Genomic DNA, 17,424 nt, shown 5'->3' on the forward strand with positions numbered 1-17,424 from the left:
ACTGCGTCGGCCTGATGGAGTAAGAAAACCAAAAAACGGTGCAGGACGAAAAACTGCGCCGTTTTTTTATATTTGCGCGTGGGGGCGGGTAGAAAACTGCGTAATATAAAATAGAGGGAAACGGAAAGGAGGCGAGGGTATGGATGAAAAAATCATCGCGCTTTTGTCCGCGGGCGAGCAGCAGGGGCTGGAACTGCTGCAAAAACAGTACGGCGGCATGGTGCGGTACATTGTACACGGTATTTTGCCGGACGCACGGGATGCGGAGGAATGCGTCAGCGACGTTTATCTGCGCGTCTGGCGGCGTTTTTCCACATTTGACGCGGGAAAGGGCAGTCTTGCCGCGTGGATTACGGCTGTGGCCCGCAATACGGCGGCCGACCGCCGCCGCCGCAGCCGCCTGGAGGCGCAGGCGCTGCAGGAAAAGGACGGCGCCGCGCCCTCGCCCGAGGAAGAGGTGCTGCGGCGCGAACGGGCGGCGCAGCTGAAAAAGGTGGTGGAGGCACTCAGCGGCGCGGAACGGCAGCTTTTTTACCGGAAATACTACTATTTGCAGTCCACCGCGCAGATTGCCGCCGAGCTGAGCCTGTCCGAACGGGCGGTGGAAGGGCGGCTGTACCGTCTGCGCGCCCGGCTGCGCAGGCTGATGGGAGGTGACGGACAATGACCGGACCGGAACGGGATGAACTGGATCTGTTGATCGAAGAGCAGGCCGGCGCGGCTTTGCCGAGCGAGGACGCGCTGGAAAGCGTCAATCCGTGGTACACGCCCATGCTGTATATCACATGGGGGCTGATTCTGAACGGCATTACGCTGCATTTTCTGTATCTGCAATATCTGCTGCCCACACTGGGCACGGTGCTGTCCTATCTGGGATTTCGTTCGCTGCGCGGAAACGGCAAAGCGTTTCGGCTGGCATGGGTGATTTCGCTGGCCGAGCTGATTTGGCACGGCAGTTATATGGCGCTTGCGGCGACCCCCTGGCTGCCGCAGGGCGATCTGGTATACGGCCTTGCCGCTGCGGCCACGGCGGCGCGCCTGATACAGCTTTTGGCGCTGCGGTCCGGCCTGCATGCGGTGATGCGCAAAGCCGGAACCGAACCGCAGAGCGACCCGCTCAAATCGGCGGCCATCTGGCAGGCTGCGGTGCTGGCGCTGGCGTTTACGCCGCTGGCGCACAGTACGCTTGCGGGCGTCGTCGGCGTGATTGCGTTTATTGTGATTGTGCGCGCACTGTTCCGCTTCAGCGGCGGGCTGGAGCGGGCGGGATACTGCTTTGAGGCTGCGCCTGTGTGTATCAGCGGCGGCAAAATGGCATGGGGATACCTGCTTTGCTGCGTGCTGGCGGTTGTGGGCAGCAGTATGCTGGCAAACCATTTGCCGCCGGATGCCGCGGTGCGGCCGGAAAACGGGCTTGCCGGGGAGCGGCAGGCGCTGCAGGCGCTCGGCATGCCGGCGGAGACCGTGGACGATTTGTCCGACGCGCATGTAAAGGCGCTGGAAGGCGCGTTCCATTTTTCGTACAGCCAGGATCTGCTGCGTTTTGGCAGCGATTACGGCAGTGAGAATATTTATGACGGCACCAATACGCCGGAAAAACCGCCGGTGGTATCTGCCTATGCGGGCAAGCCGGACACGATGCTGGCGACCAGCAGCTATATTGAACTGCCCGGCTACCGCGTAGCCGTGCTGGTGCAGTTTGACTGGGGGCAGACCGGAACGGCCTACTGGGGCGATGCGTTCACCATGGTGGGCGACGGTGACCGCGGCAACGAGCTGGTCGGCGGCGCGCTGCTGTATGAAAAGGACGGGCAGCGCTATACGGCGCCCATTCCGCGGCTGGACAACGGCATGGTGACCGTGTCCGACTGGATGATGGGCGAGCGGACCAGCCAGATGATTTCAGGCAGCGTCAGCTATCCCTTCGGCGCGGAGCGGCAGCGCGGGTATGTGCTGTATATCATGCAGATGGACACGGACCGCGCTTACGGCGGCACGCTGATGAATTACTATCATGCAAGGCAGCCGGTTGTGCTGCCCTATCGCGGCCCCGCCGAACGTGTTGCCGGCTGGACAGGGGAAAATATGCAGCAGCACTACTCCAATTTCAGGACCGAAGAAGGCCGCCGGTGGGAGGCCGAACAGGCGGCGCAGTAGGACGCGGGCTGTTTTGTGATGATTTTGTGTCTTTGCTTGTGTTTTGCGCAGAGGAATGCTATAATAACAAAAGTCTGTTTGGATTTTTTGTGCAAGGAGAGTTAGAGACATGAATAAAACAGTAAAGCGCGTAGTTGCGCTGGTGGTTATGGTAGCGCTTGCGCTGGGCATTCCCATGTGGCGCTCGAACAGCCAGAAGCTGGAATATGTGCCGCTGCAGAACGGTGCGCCCGTGGTAATGACCATCAACGGGGAAGAGGTGCCCGCAGACGAATACGCGACCTATTTCTACTATAATATGATGTATTATGAAAATATGTACGCGCAGTACTATGGCCTGATGGGCATCTGGGACGATGAGCAGACGGCTGAAATGATGGGCGCCAGCCTGCCGCTGGACGCGCAGAATCAGGCGGTTTACTCCCATGTGCTTTTGCAGGAGTTTGAAAAGGCCGGCCTTTCGCTGAGCGAGGCCCAGAGAAAGGAACTGTACAAGCTCCGCAAGGACGCGATTGACCAGATGGGCGGATATGATACCTATGTGCAGAAGATTGCGCAGGCTGGCTTTACCGACCAGACCTATACGAACTTTATGTATCTGACCTATGTATATTCCGCGCTGAATGAGTACTATTTTGGCGAAAATGGTATCAATAAGCCGAGCGACGAGGAGCTGCAGACCTATTTCCGTGAGAATTACCTTTCTGCAAAGCACATTCTGCTTTTGACGACGGATCCGTCCACGGGTGAGGTCAAGCGCACCGACGCTGAGGCGCAGCAGGAGGCGCAGGCGCTGCTGGACCGCATCAATGCGGGCGAGGATTTTGACGCGCTGATGCAGGAATACAGTGAGGACGGCGGCCTGGAGGGAAATCCGAACGGCTATATCTTCACCGAGGGCGATATGGTGACCGAGTTCTATGAGGGCACCAAGGCGCTCGAGCCGGGCGAGGTGTCCGGCCTGGTCAAGAGCAGCTATGGCTATCATATCATCAAGCGCCAGCCGCTGGATGAGGGCGAATTCAAGAACTATCAGGCTTCGGTTTCCATTGCGCTGGGCAAGACGATGGACGCGCTGCTCAACCAGTGGATGACGAGCGCCGAAGTGGAAACCACCGACCTGTTCGGAGAAATCAGCTATAAGAACGTGACCGACTATCTGCCGGAGGACCAGAAGACCGCGGCAGCCGCAGCAGAAGCTGCTGAAGCGGCTGCCAAGGAGACCGGCAGCACGGAGCAGCAAGGCGCTGCTGATACAGAGGGCGCGCCGGCAGAAGAGAAGTAATTTTGCCATACGCTAAAGCTTATCAATAAAATGGCCCGCCGCAGTCCGGAAGGATGTGCGGCGGGCCGCTTTTTACAGCGTCCAGGTGAGCGGGGTGCGGGAGAAAAAGCCGTTATGGAAAAGCGCGAGCGCTTCCCATGTGGCGCGGTCGGTGCAGCCCGTCTGCGGAAGCTGAAAAACCCCCTGCGCTCTGCGCACCGCGTCGGCGGTCTGAACATCGTATTCGCCGGTCAGCGGTATGGGCGGGATCGTTGGAAAATGCGGCACGGCGGTGTTCAGTATGAGCTGAAGCGCGGCGACGGAAGGCCCCTTTGCACCGGGACACAGGGCGCCGTCTATGGGAAAAAACGCGGCGTTTGCAGGCGACATATCGGCGGAGATCAATGCCAGAAACTGCGCATAGATTTCCGACCACGTTGCAAAATCCGCGGTTCCGGTGACCGGCAGGCCACGGCGGCGCTGAAAATCGCGCACTGCGGCGGCGGTTTCCGGGCCGAAGATTCCATCGGGCGCCAATGGCTGCACATGCCCCTGCGCGCGCTGGATGCGGCGCAAAAAGCGCTGCAAATCATAAATATGGCTGCGAAAATGCGCGTCGGTATACATCAGGTGTTTGCCTCCTCTCCAACCGGATAGCCGGGGTACTGGCCTTCGGCGGTTTGGCTGGAAGCCAGAATATCGCGCACCAGCGCGCCAAGCGCCTCCCAGGTCAGCGGGCCGACCGCGCCCGTTTCCGGCAGACCGAACATCTGCTGAAGCGCTGCCACAGCGTCCCGCGTTTTGGGACCGAATATACCGTCTGCCGTTACGGCGGGAATGTTTGCGTAAGCGCGGGCGGCAACATTGATGGCCAGCTGCAGCTCACGCACGGCTTCGCCGCGCATGCCTTCCACAAGAAAAGCGCCGTTCTGCGCGGGCAGGCCGATAGCCCCGGGCAAAGTCTGCTCAAGCGGCCGGGCGCGCAGCACGGACTGATAGGTGGATACGAGCGCGTTCCATGTTTCGCGGTTCACTGCGCCGGTAACCGGCAGGCCGAGCATACGCTGATAGGCCTGCACAGCCTCGCGCGTTTTGGGGCCGAAAATACCGTCGATTTCCGCTGCTTCAAAGGTGGGAAGCTGGTCGTAGTACGCGCCGGCAACGGCAAGAAAGTATTGCAGGAGCTGTACGCTTACACCTGTCATGCCTTCGCGCAGCTCGGACGGATACTGGCGGGAGATGTCCTCCAGCCGCAGCCCTTCGCTGTTCAGCTCGCTCAGGCGTTTGACATTGTTGTATACGTTGGCAATGCGGTACCAGGTTGCTTTGCCGACGAGCCCGTCTGCCGTCAGATTGAACTGCTGCTGAAACGTGCGGACGGCGCGTTCCGTGTTTGCGTCGAAAACACCGTTTGTCGGATAGATTTTTGGAATGCCGGGATAGTTGACCGAAATGCGGTTGAGACGCCGCTGGATGGTGCGCACATCTTCGCCCACATCGCCCAGCCGGAAAACCGTGCCCGGCCAGGAGCCGCCCAGATTGGGCGATACGGGTGCGTCGTTTATGAAATTGATATCGTCGCCATAGAAGTACCGGACGATTTCTTCCGCACGCATGCCCTGTTCGGCCAGCGGGACCGTGCCCCACTGACTCAGCCCGCCCGGGCAGGTAACGGTGGTGCCGCTGCAATATTGCGCAAAAAGCGGCTCAACCGCATCGCCGCGGGTCAGATAGTCGTTGAATACGCCGTCCACAATGGTGGAAATGTTTTCAAAAATATCGCGCCCGGGCACAAAGGACTGGTCATAGCGGGTGGAGTTGGTGATGTCAAAATCATATCCCTGCGAACGGTACCATTCGGTAAATACGCGGTTGAGCGCATAGGAGACCTGCGCGTAGATATTGGCGCGGATGGCTTCTTCCGGCCAGGTGGGATAGATTTCGCTGGAAGCCACGTTTTTGATGTATTCGGCAAAGGGCACGGTGATGTTCTGCGCGTCCGATGCGGGGGTGCCGAGGTGTACGGTGATGGTTTCCGGTATGGTAACGGGCGGTTGTTCGGGCAAGGCGTCTCACTCCTCTCTGAAGGGTTCCGATTGGTACAGCGCCTGCGGGTCGCCGGTGGCGGTCAGGTCGGTTTCGCCCAGGGGTTCGTTTTCAGCCAGCGGCGTCATGGCCACGGGCAGCACGGCCGGCACGCCGGAAAACATGGCGACATGCAGCGCAGCGACCGGCGTATAGCCCTCGCGCGCCACTTCAACGGTATAGACGGAGAACGGGCGGCTGCCGCCCGGCGTCAGCGAACCGGCGCGCGGCGGCGTGGCCAGCTCCATGGGCGGCGTCATGCCGTCCGGTCCGGTGCGGACAGCGTATAAAAGCGTGCGCTCGCCGCTTTCATCGGCGGCGGAAGATACGCTGACCGCCGCATCGGCGAGCGGAAGCGCACCCAGCGCGGTGGTGACGACGACGCGCAGGATGGCCGAGCCGTCTGCGGTTTGCGGCATAAGAAAGACCTCCTTTTCATCGGGCGGCTATGCGAGCCGCACTTTGTATTGACGGAACCAGCGGTCAAGCTGGATGATATAGGCGAAAATCTGCGGTGTGCGCATGAGCTGGCCGTACCAGGGTTCGGCCAGGCTTTCCGGCTGCTCCATCAACTTTTCCACCGCGGCGTGGCTGAAAAGCTGGGAGGCAGCCGCGTCCCTGTCTGCGAAAATACGGCGCACATAGTCGGCGCAGAGCCTGGTATAGGCCGGATGGAACGTTTTGGGGTAGGGGCTCTTTTTGCGCCAGACAATTACTTCGGGCAGCTCATTTTCAAACGCCTTGCGCACGATGCCTTTTTCCCGTCCGTCCAGCGCTTTGAAGGCCCAGGGCATGTTGTAGGCATACTCGACGATGCGGTGATCGCAGAAGGGAACGCGCACTTCCAGGCCGGAATACATGCTCATGCGGTCCTTGCGGTCGCGCAGGGTTGCAAAAGGATACTGCCGCTTCGGCGGCCGCAGAACGCGCTTTTGGGAAAATGTTGAGAAAACGCTATACAGCAGGGCGAAAAGATGGTATGCTGTATAACAAAAAGATATTGTGGTAAGGAAGAACGGAAATATGGAGCTTTTGAAAGAACGAATCAGAAAAGACGGCGTGATTAAGGCAGGCAATGTGCTGAAGGTAGACAGCTTTCTGAATCACCAGATGGATATTGCCCTGTTTAACGAAATGGGAAAAGAGTTCAAACGCCGGTTTGCAGATGTGCGGATCGATAAGATTCTGACGATTGAGGCTTCGGGCATCGGCATTGCGGCGATTGCAGCGCAGTATTTTAACGTGCCGGTTGTTTTTGCCAAAAAGGCGCAGTCCATCAACCTGGACGGTACCATGCTGTCCGCGCCGGTTGAATCGTTTACACATAAGCGAAAATATGAGGTGATTGTTGCCAGCCGCTTTTTGCAGCAGGGGGAGAACATCCTGATTCTGGATGATTTTCTGGCCAACGGCTGCGCGGCGATGGGACTGTGCCAGATTGTGGAGGCGGCGCATGCGCATGTGGCCGGCATCGGCATTGTGATTGAGAAAGGGTTCCAGCAGGGCGGTGAGATGCTGCGGGCGAAAGGCCTGCGCGTAGAATCGCTTGCCATTGTGGATGGAATGGATGCGGAGACGCAGACCGTGCAGTTCCGCGCATAAAGAACAGAAAAGCAGAAAGGAAAAGCCGGCTGGTTACAGCCGGCTTTTTGTTTGGAAGGGCGAAAATGATGGAAGGCAGGACGGATATCTGCTATAATAAAAGCAATGTGCATATAAAAGAATGCGTGGGGCAGATGCACAGAAATCCGGTGTGCAATAAGGGGAAGGACAAAGACGGGCGGGTGCAGGGATGTCCGTTTAGGGCGGGACCGGCGTTTCGGTTCCGAAAGCGCAGCGGAACACAATATCAATGGTATCATCGCCAACCATGACCTGCCGGATGACGGCCTGTGCCAGTCTCTTTTTTTCAGAAATGGTGTAGTCCGGCCATTCGGTCAGGATGGCTTCAAAGAATGGGGTAAGATCATCTGCCGGACGTGTTTGCAGCAGAGCGGTGCGGCGCGCCTGCAGCTGGCACAGGGTTTGATTTGCTTCATGTATTTTTGCGGAGAGGATATGTATGACATCGGGCTGCTGGATGTGGACAAGGTTGCAGGTCAGCTGTGCAATTTCGTCCTCCTGCGTGGCGATGGCGGCAGAGAGCCGGTTGATTTCGGCGTCCGGTCGGCGCTGCGATGCAGGCATTACGCTGCGGTAGCTTTGCAGAAACGCAAGCAGGCGGGTCTGCACGGCCTCTTCGATTTGTTCCAGCGTTACGACTGTGCTGCGGCCGGGGCAAACGGCGGCCCCGCGCTTGCGGCCGCCGCAGTTGATATAGTGGCCGCGCATGCCGGCCGGTTTGTTGACAACGGTGATCGCGTAGCCGCATTTTTTGCATTTCATCAGGCCGGAAAGCCAGCTGTGCGAACCGGAACCGCTGTTTTTCAGCGCGCGGTTGCGGTCCAGCTTGCGCTGGGCTGCCAGCCAGAGCGGGGCGTCCACAATGCCCTCGTGCGGCGCAAGCGTGACAAAGCTGCCGGACAGGTCGGAAAATTTACGGCCGGCGCGGCGTGTCTCCGCCTGCCCGGCGTGCAGCGGCGCATAACAGTAGCAGCCGTGACGCTGGTCGTAGGATTCGATGGGGTCGTTCATTGCCGCGCCCTTTTTTTGCAGATAGCGGTAGACCGCGGCGTCTGCCCGCACAAAAGCAGGGTTGCGCAGCAATCGGCCGAGCGGCAGCGTGGACCAGCAGCCGCCGCGTGAAGTGCGGTATCCGGCGGCGTTCAGCCAGCGCACCAGCGAACCGAGCGTTTCGCCCTCCTGCTGATACCGCTCGTAAATCTCGGCCATCAGCGCGGCTGGCGCAGGGTCCGCCACATAGCAGGCGGTGTGCTTGCCGTGGACGGTGGTTTCGCCCTTTGCAAAGCCGAACGGCGGCCGGCCGCCCAGATACATGCCGGTTTTGGCGCGGGCGAAATAGTTGTCGCTCACGCGGCGCTGAATGGTTTCCCGCTCAAACTGTGCGAATACCATCATAATCTGCGCCATAACGGTTCCGGTGGGGGAATCGTCCAGCGTAAGCCCTTCGTTGACCGACTGGAAGTGAACGCCGCAGGCGGATAACTGGGCGCACAGCCCGGTGAAGTCATGGACCGAGCGGCTGATGCGGTCCAGACGGTATACCAGGATTTTGTCAATCCGGCTGTTTTGCGCATCCGAAAGAAGCTGCTGGAGCGCAGGCCGGTTGATATTTTTTCCGGAGAATCCCTTGTCCGTATATATTTTGCAGTTTTGCAGCTCCCGCGCGGTAAGCGCGTCGCGGCAGACCTGCGCCTGCTGTTCAACGGATATGCTGTCTGCCCGTTCTACGGATTGGCGGGTGTAAATTGCAACCGTACAGCATGCTCCTTTCCATAAAATGAGCGGCAAAAACCGGCTACGCCTGCTGTTTGGGCAGCGGACGATGGAAGCTTTGCCGTATCCGGCAGAGCTGCGTTTTGAGTTCTCCCGGGGTCAGCGGCGGGGAATCGGGATCGATGATAACGGTTGTTGTCATAGGTGTGAAGACTCCTTTTTTATGGTGCGCGCATGCAAAGCGGCAGAGGCTGCGCTGCGCTGTTTCTTCATCATATGGCGCGGCGCAGCGATAGAGAACCGCGTTTTTTCGCAGCGTGGGCGGGCGGACGGTTGTGTAAAATGACGCAAAATGGGGAAAAAAGAAAAGTGGGTAAACTGCACAATGCGGAGAGAGAAAAAATTGTAGTTTTGTATACGTTGTAGTATAAAGCGATGGATAAAAATTGCGTTTGTTCAAAAAATTTAACCCTATTCGTACGATGCAGCGTTTTGTGAACTGTGCTAATATTAAAACATCAACCACAGGTGATATTTGTAGGTTCTATCAAAATGCTGAAAGGATGAATGGATTATGACACCGAAAAAGATTGCAGTTTTGGGCGGCGGCAACGGCGCGCATACGATGGCAGCGGAGTTTGCACTCAAGGGACATACCGTCAATATGTATGAAATGCCCCAGTTCAAAAACAACATGAAGAAAGTTTTCGAAACCAAGACCATCCGACTGAAAGGCAACATCAAGGAGCTGCAGGGACCGGTTGAGCTCAACATGGTCACTGACGATATCGCTGAGGCAGTAGAAGGCTGCCACTACATCTGCCTGGTAGCGCCGGCATTTACCCATCTTGGCTATGCCAAGCTGCTGAAGGGTCATCTGCATAAGGATCAGATCGTTGTAACGTATCCTGGCGCTTTTTCTGCGCTGGTGATGAAGAATGTATTTGGCGATGATCCGGACTGTCCGGTCTTCGCGGATGCGAACAACCTGCCGTATGACTCCCGCCTGACCGCGCCCGGTTCCGGCGAAGTGAATGTATTCGGCCGCAACCCCATCAACATTGCGTTCCTGCCGGCAGATAAGGGCCCGGAACTGATTGATGAGATGCGTGAAGACCTGTTCCCGTTTGAAAAGATTTATCATGACTGCCTGGAGTGCGGCCTTGCGATTGTTAACCCCGACTGGCATGCAGGTCCGGTTCTGTTTAACATCTCCCGCATTGAAAGCCCGCAGGTTAACTTCTTCCTGTATGAGCACGGCTGGACGCCCTCTGCGTGCCGTCTGAACATCGCGATGGATAAGGAACGCAAGGCGCTGGGCAATGTGCTGGGCTACAACCTGCGTCCGATGGAAGACTTTGCCGGCCGTCCGGATGATTACGAGTGGACCTGGCAGGATCTGTACAAGGAAGGCCACGGCTCGATTGGCCTGACCCCGATTTGCGGCCCGAACGACCTGAGCAGCCGTTATCTGACGGAGGACATCCCGTTCGGTCTGGTTCCGTGGGCAGCGATTGCTGAGGTTGTAGGCGTTCCGATGCCGCTGACCAACGGCTTTATTGATATTATCAATATCGTACATGAGCGTGACTGGCGTGCAGAAGGCTGCGGCCTGGATGAGCTGGGCATCGAGGGCATGGATAAGGATACCCTGCTTGCGTATGTACGCACCGGTAAGAAGTAAGAGTGCATTTTGTTTAACTTCCGATGGATGATGAAAAGGAGGCCAGTTATGAAGAGTATGAAGAGATTATTAAGCCTTGTTTTGGCGCTTGCAGCGACCGCGACCCTGCTGACAGGCTGCGGCGGCGGTGGCGATAGCGGAGGCGGCGGCGGTGACGCAGCAGGAGGCAAGGACAGCTATGAGCTGCGTATCGCTACGCACTATAACCAGGAACATCTGGGATATGAATCGCTGACCCGCATCAAGGAAAAACTGGAAGCTGAGAGCGACGGCAGACTGAAAGTTACCATCTATCCCTCCAGCCAGTTGGGTGACTATACGCTGACGTTCCAGGAACTTTCCGAAGGCACGATTGATATGGCGCTGATTCCGATTCCGAGTGAATATGACTCCCGCCTGGAGATGAACTTCATCCCCTACCTGGTTAACAGCTATGACGATCTGGAAGCCTCGTTCGGTAAGGACTCCTACTTCTTTGGTAAGTATACAGAGATTATGAGCGACCTGAACATCAAGCTGCTGGGCGTTTATGCAGAAGGCATGATCGGTCTGGGCTTCAGCAGCGAGCCGGTGGATTATCAGGACGTTAATTCGACCAATCCGGACAAGAAAAATATGCTGGTTCGCGCCCCTGCAATTGAAGTATACAACCTCGTTACCCAGGATATGGGCTTCTCGGCCACGACCATTCCGTATGGCGACCTGTATACTGCAATGCAGACCGGCGTATGCGACGGCTGGATCGGCGGCACGCCGCAGCTGAACTACAGCGATTTCCGCGATGTTATTAAGTACTATGTACCCTATAACGTATTTGTGGAAAACATCGGCTATCTGATGAGCCAGGAAGTGTTTGACGGCATGCCGGAAGACCTGCAGAGCCTGATTGAAGAGACCTTCATGGCAGAGGCTGTAAACAGCTACAAGACGGCTAAGGAAGGCGACGAAGAAGCCATCCAGAAGATGAAGGATTACGGCATCACCATTCTGGAGCTGACCGATGAAGAACGGGAAGCATACAAGCAGCATGTTGTTGAAGTAACCTGGCCCAAGCTTTCTGCAAATATCGGAGAAGACATTCTGAATGAACTGATCGCAGCAAACAGCAAATAATCAAGCAGACGGATACTTTGCCTGCATATTGTGAAATCCTTTATGCAGGCAAAGTACCGATTAAAAAGAGAAGCGGCACTGATAATGTTTTAATGGGTTGAAAAAATTCTCCAAGGGGGGAAGAAAATGGCCAAACAACAATTTGATTTGACACAGACACTATTTTGGAAAATTCTTCACCAGACAATTAAATGGCTGATGATTATTGGCAGTGTGGTTTCTACTGCCTGTATGGTTTACGCCGTTATCGTGCGTTACATATTTACCGGCAACTTTTATGGCTCCGATGAAGTAATCATGCTTTTTGCATTCTGGCTTTACTTCATGGGCGCAGCTTACGGCAGTTTTGAAAACAGCCATATTAAAGCTGACCTGCTGAACGTATATATCAAAAATATGCGTGTAAAAGACGGTATCGCGGTTTTTGCGCAGTTCTGCACAGTTGTTGTCAACACGGTGATACTGGTGTGGGCTACGCGGTACTTTACCAGTGAAATTGCCAAGTGGGGCCTTTCCACTTCGTTGAAAATTCCGCTGGTTATTCCGAAGTCTGCAATTTTCTTTGGCTTCCTGCTGATGGAATTTTACCATGTGTATTACCTGCAGCGTGATTTGCGGACGTATTTTAAGAAAGGCATATTCTCGGAGCCGCGCCCGGGCGATTACATTTCGGCAAAGGTGAAAGCGAAATATCCGGAACTCGATATTCCGACCAAGGAAGAACGGGCTGCTCAGGCGAAAGATGCAAGTGAAAAAGGGGGACGTGAATAACTATGGGAACTTTGATTAGTGTTCTCCTTTTGGTTGGCGGCCTTGTTATTGGCATGCCGATACCATATGCGTTTGGTGGAGCGGTCCTTTGGATCACTTACTTCTTTGATTTCAGCTCCAGCACGCTTTTGGCCAGTGGATATACGCAGATCAACTCCACGATTCTGCTTGCCATTCCGCTGTTCGTGCTTGCGGGCAAGGTAATGGAAAAAGGCCGCATCGGCGACGCGCTGATCGGTCTGGTGGAACGATTTGTTGGACGTCTGAAAAGCGGACTGGGCGCTGTTGCAGTTATCACGAGCGCGGTGTTCGGCTCCATTTCGGGCAGTGCGTCTGCTACGCTTTCGTGCATTGGCGCGCTGATGGAACCCCGTATGACCAAGGCGGGATATTCCAAGGGCTATACGGCAGCACTGCTGGCGGCAGCGTGCCCTCTCGGCCTGCTGATTCCGCCGTCCTCCGCGCAGGTTCTGTATGCATGGTCGAGCGGTACCTCGGTTCTGGCTTGCTTCACGGCGACGATTGTGCCCGGCCTGATTCTGGTTGCGCTGCTGTGCACCGTGAACGCAGTCATGTGCAGAAAATTTGATATTGTGCAGGTGCCCAAGGAGTCTTTTTCGGACTGGGGACATAACACAATAAAGGCTACCTGGAGAGCAATTCCGGCAATGATTATGCCGATCATTATTCTGGGCGGCATTTACGGCGGCATCATGACGGCGACAGAAGCCGCTGCAATCAGCGTTGCGTATGCAATTCCCTGCGGTATCTTTATGTACAAGGGCCTGAAGGGCGATGGCCTGCGCACGGCGCTGACCGAATCGAGCTGCACCACCGGCGTTATCATGGTTATGTTCTTCATGGTAATGATTTTCAGTAAGCTCCTGACGATGCAGAACATTCCGGCGCAGATTGCTCAAACTCTGCTGAGCATCACGGATAATAAATATCTGATTCTTCTGATGGTCAACATCTTTATGATTATTATCGGCATGCTGATGGACGATACCAGCGGTATCCTGCTGTCCACGCCGATTCTGCTCCCGATTGTTACGGGCATTGGCATTCATCCGGTACATTTTGCAGCGATCCTTGGCGTAAACCTCGGCATGGGCAATATTACGCCGCCGACCGCGCCGATGCTGTATCTGAGCGGCCGCGTATGCGGAGCCAAGATCAACAAGATGCTTAAGCCGACAATGATTTTCATCATTTTTGCGTGGATTCCGACCCTGCTGTTGACCACCTACTTACCTGCTATTGCGACATTCCTGCCGAAAATGCTTCTGCCCAACCTGTTTTAATGGAAGCATCTAAGTTATATTCGCAAAGTGTGGGAAATCTATTTCTTCGCTGAAAGAGGCCGCGCTGTCATATCAACAGCGCGGCCTCCTCATTGAAACGGTGCCTGTGTACGGCGCGGCGGCAGCCGAATGCAGGCTATATCACAGCGGAACTGCTGCGGGATTCGGTTTGGGTGTACAGCTTTTGCCGGATGTCCAGCAGATAGACGGCAAGCACCTTGTCCAAATCATACATATCCAGTCCGCAGGTTTCGCGGATGCGCCGGAAACGATAAACCAGCGTGCTTTTATGGATATGAAGCGCCTGCGCGGTCTGCACAAAGTTGAAGCGCTGCTGGAACCAGTGCTCTATGGTCAGCAGGATTTCCTCTCTGTTTTTGGCCTGCATAATCTGGCTGAAAAGGTGCATGGAGATTTCATCGCAGATCTGTTCGGGCAGGCTGGCCGCGATTTTTTCCAGCACAATGTCTCCCACATAGAGACAGGTGGAGCTCCGGATGCCGGCCTGTATGCTTTTTATGGCAAACTGCGCGTTTTCATAGGAAAGACGCAGCGTTTCAAGAGAATTGGCGAAGGAGCCAATCCCAATGCGGACATGGATGCCGGCAGCCAGGCATTCGCTGCTGACGCAGAAACATTTCCGCTGGAGAACTTCCAGATATTGCTGCGGCTGGATGCTGCGCAGACCAAAAGCAAACACAACGTAGCCGATGTTGCTCTGCGGGCAGACAAAGTCCTGCGGATGATCGAAATGGTGCGCCAAGCACTCCAGAATCTGCGTCTGGTGCGTGCGTTTTTCTTCGGCAGACGCGGCGCGCGGCGCGTTTTCCTCTTCCAGCTTGATGGCAACGCGCATTGCGTTTAAATCAATGCCAAGTTCATAGGCCCGCTCGCAAATGGCGGTATCGTCGTGCGAGCGCGGGTCATAAATAATAATTTCGCGCAGAAGGTTTTTCTTCAGATAATCCGCCCGCGTGGTGGAACTCTGGCGCTTTTCAAAATCAAGAAAAATCTGCGCAAGCTGCTGAATCAGCAGCGCGTATTGTGAGATTTCGTGCGGGGCGCCTGTGATGCCGATGGTTCCAATCACTGTGGAATCAATGATAATCGGTATGGTGATGCCGGGTTTGGTGCCGGCAAGCTTGCGGGCGGCGGCAGTATCGTGATAAATTTTATGTGCGCTGTGAATGACCTCAATGGAAGCCTCGTGCAGCGAGTCGACGCGGGTCGCATCGTTGCAGGCAATGATGTGACCGGTGGAATTGGTGATCAGCACATCGTGCCCGATGGTAAGACTCGCTGACTGTACCAATTTTTCGCATAGCGTTTTATCCAGCAGATTTGAGTTGGACACAGCAATCACCCCTTCTTTTGCATCGCAAGGGCAGAAAACACAGCGGTTTGCCGGGGGCAGGCCGCGGTTCTGCAATGGTGCGAAAATGAACGATCGGACTTATATATAATCAGTATAGCATGATAACCATGGTAAAGGCAAGTGCGCCGCCGGTGAAAAGGCGCATACTGGGTATGAATGGACGAGCGGCTGGCAGCGGCAGAGCGGTAAAAATGCAAGGGCGCCGGACCGTTTTGGGATAGATAGAAAAACGTTGACAGGCAGTCAGTTTCCTGATAAACTAACTATAAAGTGAAGCGATAAAATAAATTGCTTTGTGTGTTTTGCCGGAGGACGCGCCGTTAGCGTCTGACAGAGCAACCGGTTTTTCAGGAAAAAAGAGCGACGCAGCTCCTATGGATCCAGCCTGACGGCGGAATCCTTAGGAGTTTTTTTGTTCTTGGGAAAGGAGACAACTGGTTTGATCGAGTTGGATGAGAAAAAACGAATAATCCAGGAGTTTGTACCGGGCAAACAGGTGACACTGTGCCATGTGATTGCCAGCCCTGAGCAGACGCTTTATGCCAAACTGGGGCTGATTGACGCGCATGGCGCGATTGGCATTATGACCATTACGCCGAGCGAAGCCGCCATGATCGGCGCGGATGTTGCAACCAAGGCGGCTACGGTTGAAGTGGGGTTTGTGGACCGCTTTAACGGTTCGCTGGTCATTACCGGCGAGGTGGCCGCGGTGGAGGAAGCGCTGAGCGGCGTGATGCAGGTGCTGTGTGATATGATGGGCTTCAGCCCCGCGCCGATGACCAGAACATAGGAGCGGCTGCGATGGAGAACAGGACGGAAAAACGGATTATGCTGGTCGGGCGCTCCACGGCAGGCAAAACGACGCTGTGCCAGCGCATGGGAAAACGCGATTTGGCGTATCACAAAACGCAGACGGTGCAGATCATCAACCAGACGATGATTGATACGCCGGGCGAATATCTGGAACGGCGGAGCTTCCGGGGGGCGCTGATGGTCACCTCGGTAGAGGCGGACTATGTGGTATTTGTGCAGTCCGCTACGGAGGATGGAACGATGTTCCCGCCCTCCTATAACAGCCAGTTTGCCAAACCGGTGCTGGGCGTTGTGACAAAGAGCGATATTGCAACGCCGGCGCAGGTGGAAAAAGCAGAGAAGTATCTGCATATGGCAGGGGCAAAAACAGTGTTTATTACCAGCAGCGTCACCGGCGAAGGTGTGGATGCGCTGATGGCTTATCTGGGCTATGATCAAGACGGCGAAGCGATGCCGTCCTGCGATAAGGAGAATGGATATGAGCCGGATCAGAGTGGTGATTGCGGATGACGAACCGATCACCCGCATGGATTTAAAGGAACTGTTATCGGCAGAGGGGTATCAGGTGGTCGGGGAAGCGGCAGACGGATTTGACGCGATTGAAGTTTGCCGGCAGACCCAGCCCGATCTTGTGCTGCTGGACGTGAAAATGCCTTTGCTGGACGGCCTTTCGGCTGCAAGGGTGATTTATGAGGAAGACATTGCGGAAACCATTATTATGCTGACCGCATACAGCGATTGGGAATTTATTAAGACGGCGCGCGATCAGGGCGTGGCAGGATACCTGGTAAAACCGCTGGGCGAGAGCTCGCTGGTGCCAAGTATTGAACTGGCCGTGGCGCGCAGCAAGGAGATGCGCCAGCTGAAAAAAGATATCCGGCAGATTTCCGACCGGCTGGAAAGCCGGACCCTGATTGAAAAGGCCAAGGGGCTGCTGATGGCGCAGGAAGAGATGACCGAGCAGACCGCGTACGACTATATTCGCAAGCTGAGCCAGAGCAAAAAGCTGTCCATGCGGCGGGTTGCGGAAATTATTCTGATGCGGACCGGAGGGCGCTGAGTATGGACACGATTGCTGTACTCTGCCGGAAATATACGAATTTGGCGCCGGCGGATATCGCCGTGATACAGGGCATGAGCACCGTGCTCTGCGCGATTGCCAACTGGGAGGAAGCGGATATCTTTGTCGACTGTCCCTGTCGGGACGGAGACGCTATCGTTGTGGCGGAGGCAAAACCGGACGGGGCGCCGTCGTCCTATGAAAAAAGCGTAGTGGGTCTGCTGGCGCGCAAGGAAAATGAGCCGGCTGTGGCCAGAACCCTTCGCCTTGGCGTTGCGACCAAGCAGATGAAAGCGCTGACGCAGGAAAACCGGCGCACCATTCAGTCCGTGGAGCCGATCAAAAACGGTGCGGGCAGAGTGATTGGGGCGCTGGTGCGGGAACAGCGCATGGATGAGCGGCGGCAGGCGAGCGACCGGCTGCATTTTTCCGACAGCGACCCCGCCAAGATTGCAAACGCGC

Annotated in this window: 18 protein-coding genes; 12 read left to right on the forward strand and 6 right to left on the reverse strand. The window is 55.9% G+C overall.

What is annotated here, in order from left to right; genetic code table 11:
- Nucleotides 1-139: 139 nt before the first annotated feature.
- The 3 genes from ACOYIE_RS03465 to ACOYIE_RS03475 all read left to right on the forward strand — a co-directional run bounded on the left by ACOYIE_RS03465 (nt 140) and on the right by ACOYIE_RS03475 (nt 3,442).
- Nucleotides 140-667, forward strand: a complete 528-nt coding sequence (locus ACOYIE_RS03465) for an RNA polymerase sigma factor (RefSeq protein ID WP_433410773.1) — start codon at nt 140-142, stop codon at nt 665-667.
- On the forward strand, nt 664-2,157 hold the full coding sequence (locus tag ACOYIE_RS03470; RefSeq protein ID WP_433410774.1) for a hypothetical protein: 1,494 nt from the start codon (nt 664-666) through the stop codon (nt 2,155-2,157). The genes ACOYIE_RS03465 and ACOYIE_RS03470 overlap by 4 nt, the downstream gene beginning before the upstream one ends.
- Nucleotides 2,158-2,266: 109 nt before the next feature.
- Nucleotides 2,267-3,442 carry a peptidylprolyl isomerase gene (locus ACOYIE_RS03475; RefSeq protein ID WP_433410775.1) on the forward strand — a complete coding sequence of 392 codons (1,176 nt, stop codon included), beginning with the start codon at nt 2,267-2,269 and terminating at the stop codon, nt 3,440-3,442.
- Nucleotides 3,443-3,514: 72 nt separating this feature from the next.
- Here the strand turns inward: ACOYIE_RS03475 and ACOYIE_RS03480 are convergent, their stop codons facing one another.
- From ACOYIE_RS03480 to ACOYIE_RS03495, 4 genes are read right to left on the reverse strand one after another with little or no spacing between them, the layout of a single operon-like run.
- A complete protein-coding gene (locus tag ACOYIE_RS03480; protein WP_433410776.1) occupies nt 3,515-4,048 on the reverse strand; it encodes a peptidoglycan-binding domain-containing protein in 534 nt (177 codons plus the stop codon).
- Nucleotides 4,048-5,487: a peptidoglycan-binding protein gene (locus ACOYIE_RS03485; RefSeq protein ID WP_433410777.1), complete on the reverse strand. Its 1,440-nt coding sequence runs from the start codon at nt 5,485-5,487 to the stop codon at nt 4,048-4,050. The genes ACOYIE_RS03480 and ACOYIE_RS03485 overlap by 1 nt, the downstream gene beginning before the upstream one ends.
- 6 nt (nt 5,488-5,493) lie before the next feature.
- The gene (locus ACOYIE_RS03490) at nt 5,494-5,925 is read right to left on the reverse strand and encodes a hypothetical protein (protein ID WP_433410778.1); all 432 of its coding nucleotides are present in this window, start codon (nt 5,923-5,925) and stop codon (nt 5,494-5,496) included.
- Nucleotides 5,926-5,952: 27 nt separating this feature from the next.
- On the reverse strand, nt 5,953-6,372 hold the full coding sequence (locus tag ACOYIE_RS03495) for an asparagine synthase-related protein (RefSeq protein ID WP_433410779.1): 420 nt from the start codon (nt 6,370-6,372) through the stop codon (nt 5,953-5,955).
- 157 nt (nt 6,373-6,529) lie between these two features.
- Between ACOYIE_RS03495 and ACOYIE_RS03500 the strand changes: the two genes are divergently transcribed.
- Nucleotides 6,530-7,108: a xanthine phosphoribosyltransferase gene (locus tag ACOYIE_RS03500; protein WP_433410780.1), complete on the forward strand. Its 579-nt coding sequence runs from the start codon at nt 6,530-6,532 to the stop codon at nt 7,106-7,108.
- Nucleotides 7,109-7,306: 198 nt separating this feature from the next.
- Here the strand turns inward: ACOYIE_RS03500 and ACOYIE_RS03505 are convergent, their stop codons facing one another.
- On the reverse strand, nt 7,307-8,917 hold the full coding sequence (locus ACOYIE_RS03505; RefSeq protein WP_433410781.1) for a recombinase family protein: 1,611 nt from the start codon (nt 8,915-8,917) through the stop codon (nt 7,307-7,309).
- A 499-nt stretch (nt 8,918-9,416) separates the two neighbouring features.
- On the opposite strand from ACOYIE_RS03505, the gene ACOYIE_RS03510 reads away from it, so the two are divergent.
- The 4 genes from ACOYIE_RS03510 to ACOYIE_RS03525 all read left to right on the forward strand — a co-directional run bounded on the left by ACOYIE_RS03510 (nt 9,417) and on the right by ACOYIE_RS03525 (nt 13,714).
- Entirely contained in the window at nt 9,417-10,526 is a 1,110-nt protein-coding gene (locus tag ACOYIE_RS03510; RefSeq protein WP_433410782.1) for an NAD/NADP octopine/nopaline dehydrogenase family protein, read from the forward strand.
- A 48-nt stretch (nt 10,527-10,574) separates the two neighbouring features.
- Entirely contained in the window at nt 10,575-11,639 is a 1,065-nt protein-coding gene (dctP, locus tag ACOYIE_RS03515) for a TRAP transporter substrate-binding protein DctP (protein ID WP_433410783.1), read from the forward strand.
- A gap of 126 nt (nt 11,640-11,765) precedes the next feature.
- On the forward strand, nt 11,766-12,410 hold the full coding sequence (locus tag ACOYIE_RS03520) for a TRAP transporter small permease (RefSeq protein ID WP_433410784.1): 645 nt from the start codon (nt 11,766-11,768) through the stop codon (nt 12,408-12,410).
- A 2-nt stretch (nt 12,411-12,412) separates the two neighbouring features.
- Nucleotides 12,413-13,714: a TRAP transporter large permease gene (locus tag ACOYIE_RS03525; protein WP_433410785.1), complete on the forward strand. Its 1,302-nt coding sequence runs from the start codon at nt 12,413-12,415 to the stop codon at nt 13,712-13,714.
- 136 nt (nt 13,715-13,850) lie between these two features.
- On the opposite strand, the gene ACOYIE_RS03530 is transcribed toward ACOYIE_RS03525, so the two are convergent.
- Nucleotides 13,851-15,068, reverse strand: a complete 1,218-nt coding sequence (locus ACOYIE_RS03530; protein ID WP_433410786.1) for a CdaR family transcriptional regulator — start codon at nt 15,066-15,068, stop codon at nt 13,851-13,853.
- A 460-nt stretch (nt 15,069-15,528) separates the two neighbouring features.
- Here ACOYIE_RS03530 and eutS point away from each other — a divergent pair, with 460 nt between their 5' ends.
- The 4 genes from eutS to ACOYIE_RS03550 all read left to right on the forward strand — a co-directional run.
- Nucleotides 15,529-15,879: an ethanolamine utilization microcompartment protein EutS gene (gene eutS / locus ACOYIE_RS03535; protein WP_433410787.1), complete on the forward strand. Its 351-nt coding sequence runs from the start codon at nt 15,529-15,531 to the stop codon at nt 15,877-15,879.
- Nucleotides 15,880-15,890: 11 nt separating this feature from the next.
- Nucleotides 15,891-16,412: a EutP/PduV family microcompartment system protein gene (locus tag ACOYIE_RS03540; protein ID WP_433410788.1), complete on the forward strand. Its 522-nt coding sequence runs from the start codon at nt 15,891-15,893 to the stop codon at nt 16,410-16,412.
- Nucleotides 16,381-16,962: an ANTAR domain-containing response regulator gene (locus ACOYIE_RS03545; RefSeq protein ID WP_433410789.1), complete on the forward strand. Its 582-nt coding sequence runs from the start codon at nt 16,381-16,383 to the stop codon at nt 16,960-16,962. The genes ACOYIE_RS03540 and ACOYIE_RS03545 overlap by 32 nt, the downstream gene beginning before the upstream one ends.
- 2 nt (nt 16,963-16,964) lie before the next feature.
- Nucleotides 16,965-17,424, forward strand: a 460-nt coding sequence (locus ACOYIE_RS03550; RefSeq protein WP_433410790.1) for a histidine kinase N-terminal domain-containing protein, incomplete at its 3' end; no start/stop codon positions are given.

This window comes from Agathobaculum sp., assembly GCF_050946325.1.
In the GTDB taxonomy this organism is placed as follows: Bacteria; Bacillota; Clostridia; order Oscillospirales; family Butyricicoccaceae; genus Agathobaculum.

Coding starts and splice junctions, on each gene's coding strand:
- ACOYIE_RS03465 (WP_433410773.1), top strand. CDS start 140: ATGGATGAAAAAATCATCGCGCTTTTGTCCGCGGGCGAGCAGCAGGGG.
- ACOYIE_RS03470 (WP_433410774.1), top strand. CDS start 664: ATGACCGGACCGGAACGGGATGAACTGGATCTGTTGATCGAAGAGCAG.
- ACOYIE_RS03475 (WP_433410775.1), top strand. CDS start 2,267: ATGAATAAAACAGTAAAGCGCGTAGTTGCGCTGGTGGTTATGGTAGCG.
- ACOYIE_RS03480 (WP_433410776.1), bottom strand. CDS start 4,048: ATGTATACCGACGCGCATTTTCGCAGCCATATTTATGATTTGCAGCGC.
- ACOYIE_RS03490 (WP_433410778.1), bottom strand. CDS start 5,925: ATGCCGCAAACCGCAGACGGCTCGGCCATCCTGCGCGTCGTCGTCACC.
- ACOYIE_RS03495 (WP_433410779.1), bottom strand. CDS start 6,372: ATGAGCATGTATTCCGGCCTGGAAGTGCGCGTTCCCTTCTGCGATCAC.
- ACOYIE_RS03500 (WP_433410780.1), top strand. CDS start 6,530: ATGGAGCTTTTGAAAGAACGAATCAGAAAAGACGGCGTGATTAAGGCA.
- ACOYIE_RS03510 (WP_433410782.1), top strand. CDS start 9,417: ATGACACCGAAAAAGATTGCAGTTTTGGGCGGCGGCAACGGCGCGCAT.
- dctP (WP_433410783.1), top strand. CDS start 10,575: ATGAAGAGTATGAAGAGATTATTAAGCCTTGTTTTGGCGCTTGCAGCG.
- ACOYIE_RS03520 (WP_433410784.1), top strand. CDS start 11,766: ATGGCCAAACAACAATTTGATTTGACACAGACACTATTTTGGAAAATT.
- ACOYIE_RS03525 (WP_433410785.1), top strand. CDS start 12,413: ATGGGAACTTTGATTAGTGTTCTCCTTTTGGTTGGCGGCCTTGTTATT.
- ACOYIE_RS03540 (WP_433410788.1), top strand. CDS start 15,891: ATGGAGAACAGGACGGAAAAACGGATTATGCTGGTCGGGCGCTCCACG.
- ACOYIE_RS03545 (WP_433410789.1), top strand. CDS start 16,381: ATGAGCCGGATCAGAGTGGTGATTGCGGATGACGAACCGATCACCCGC.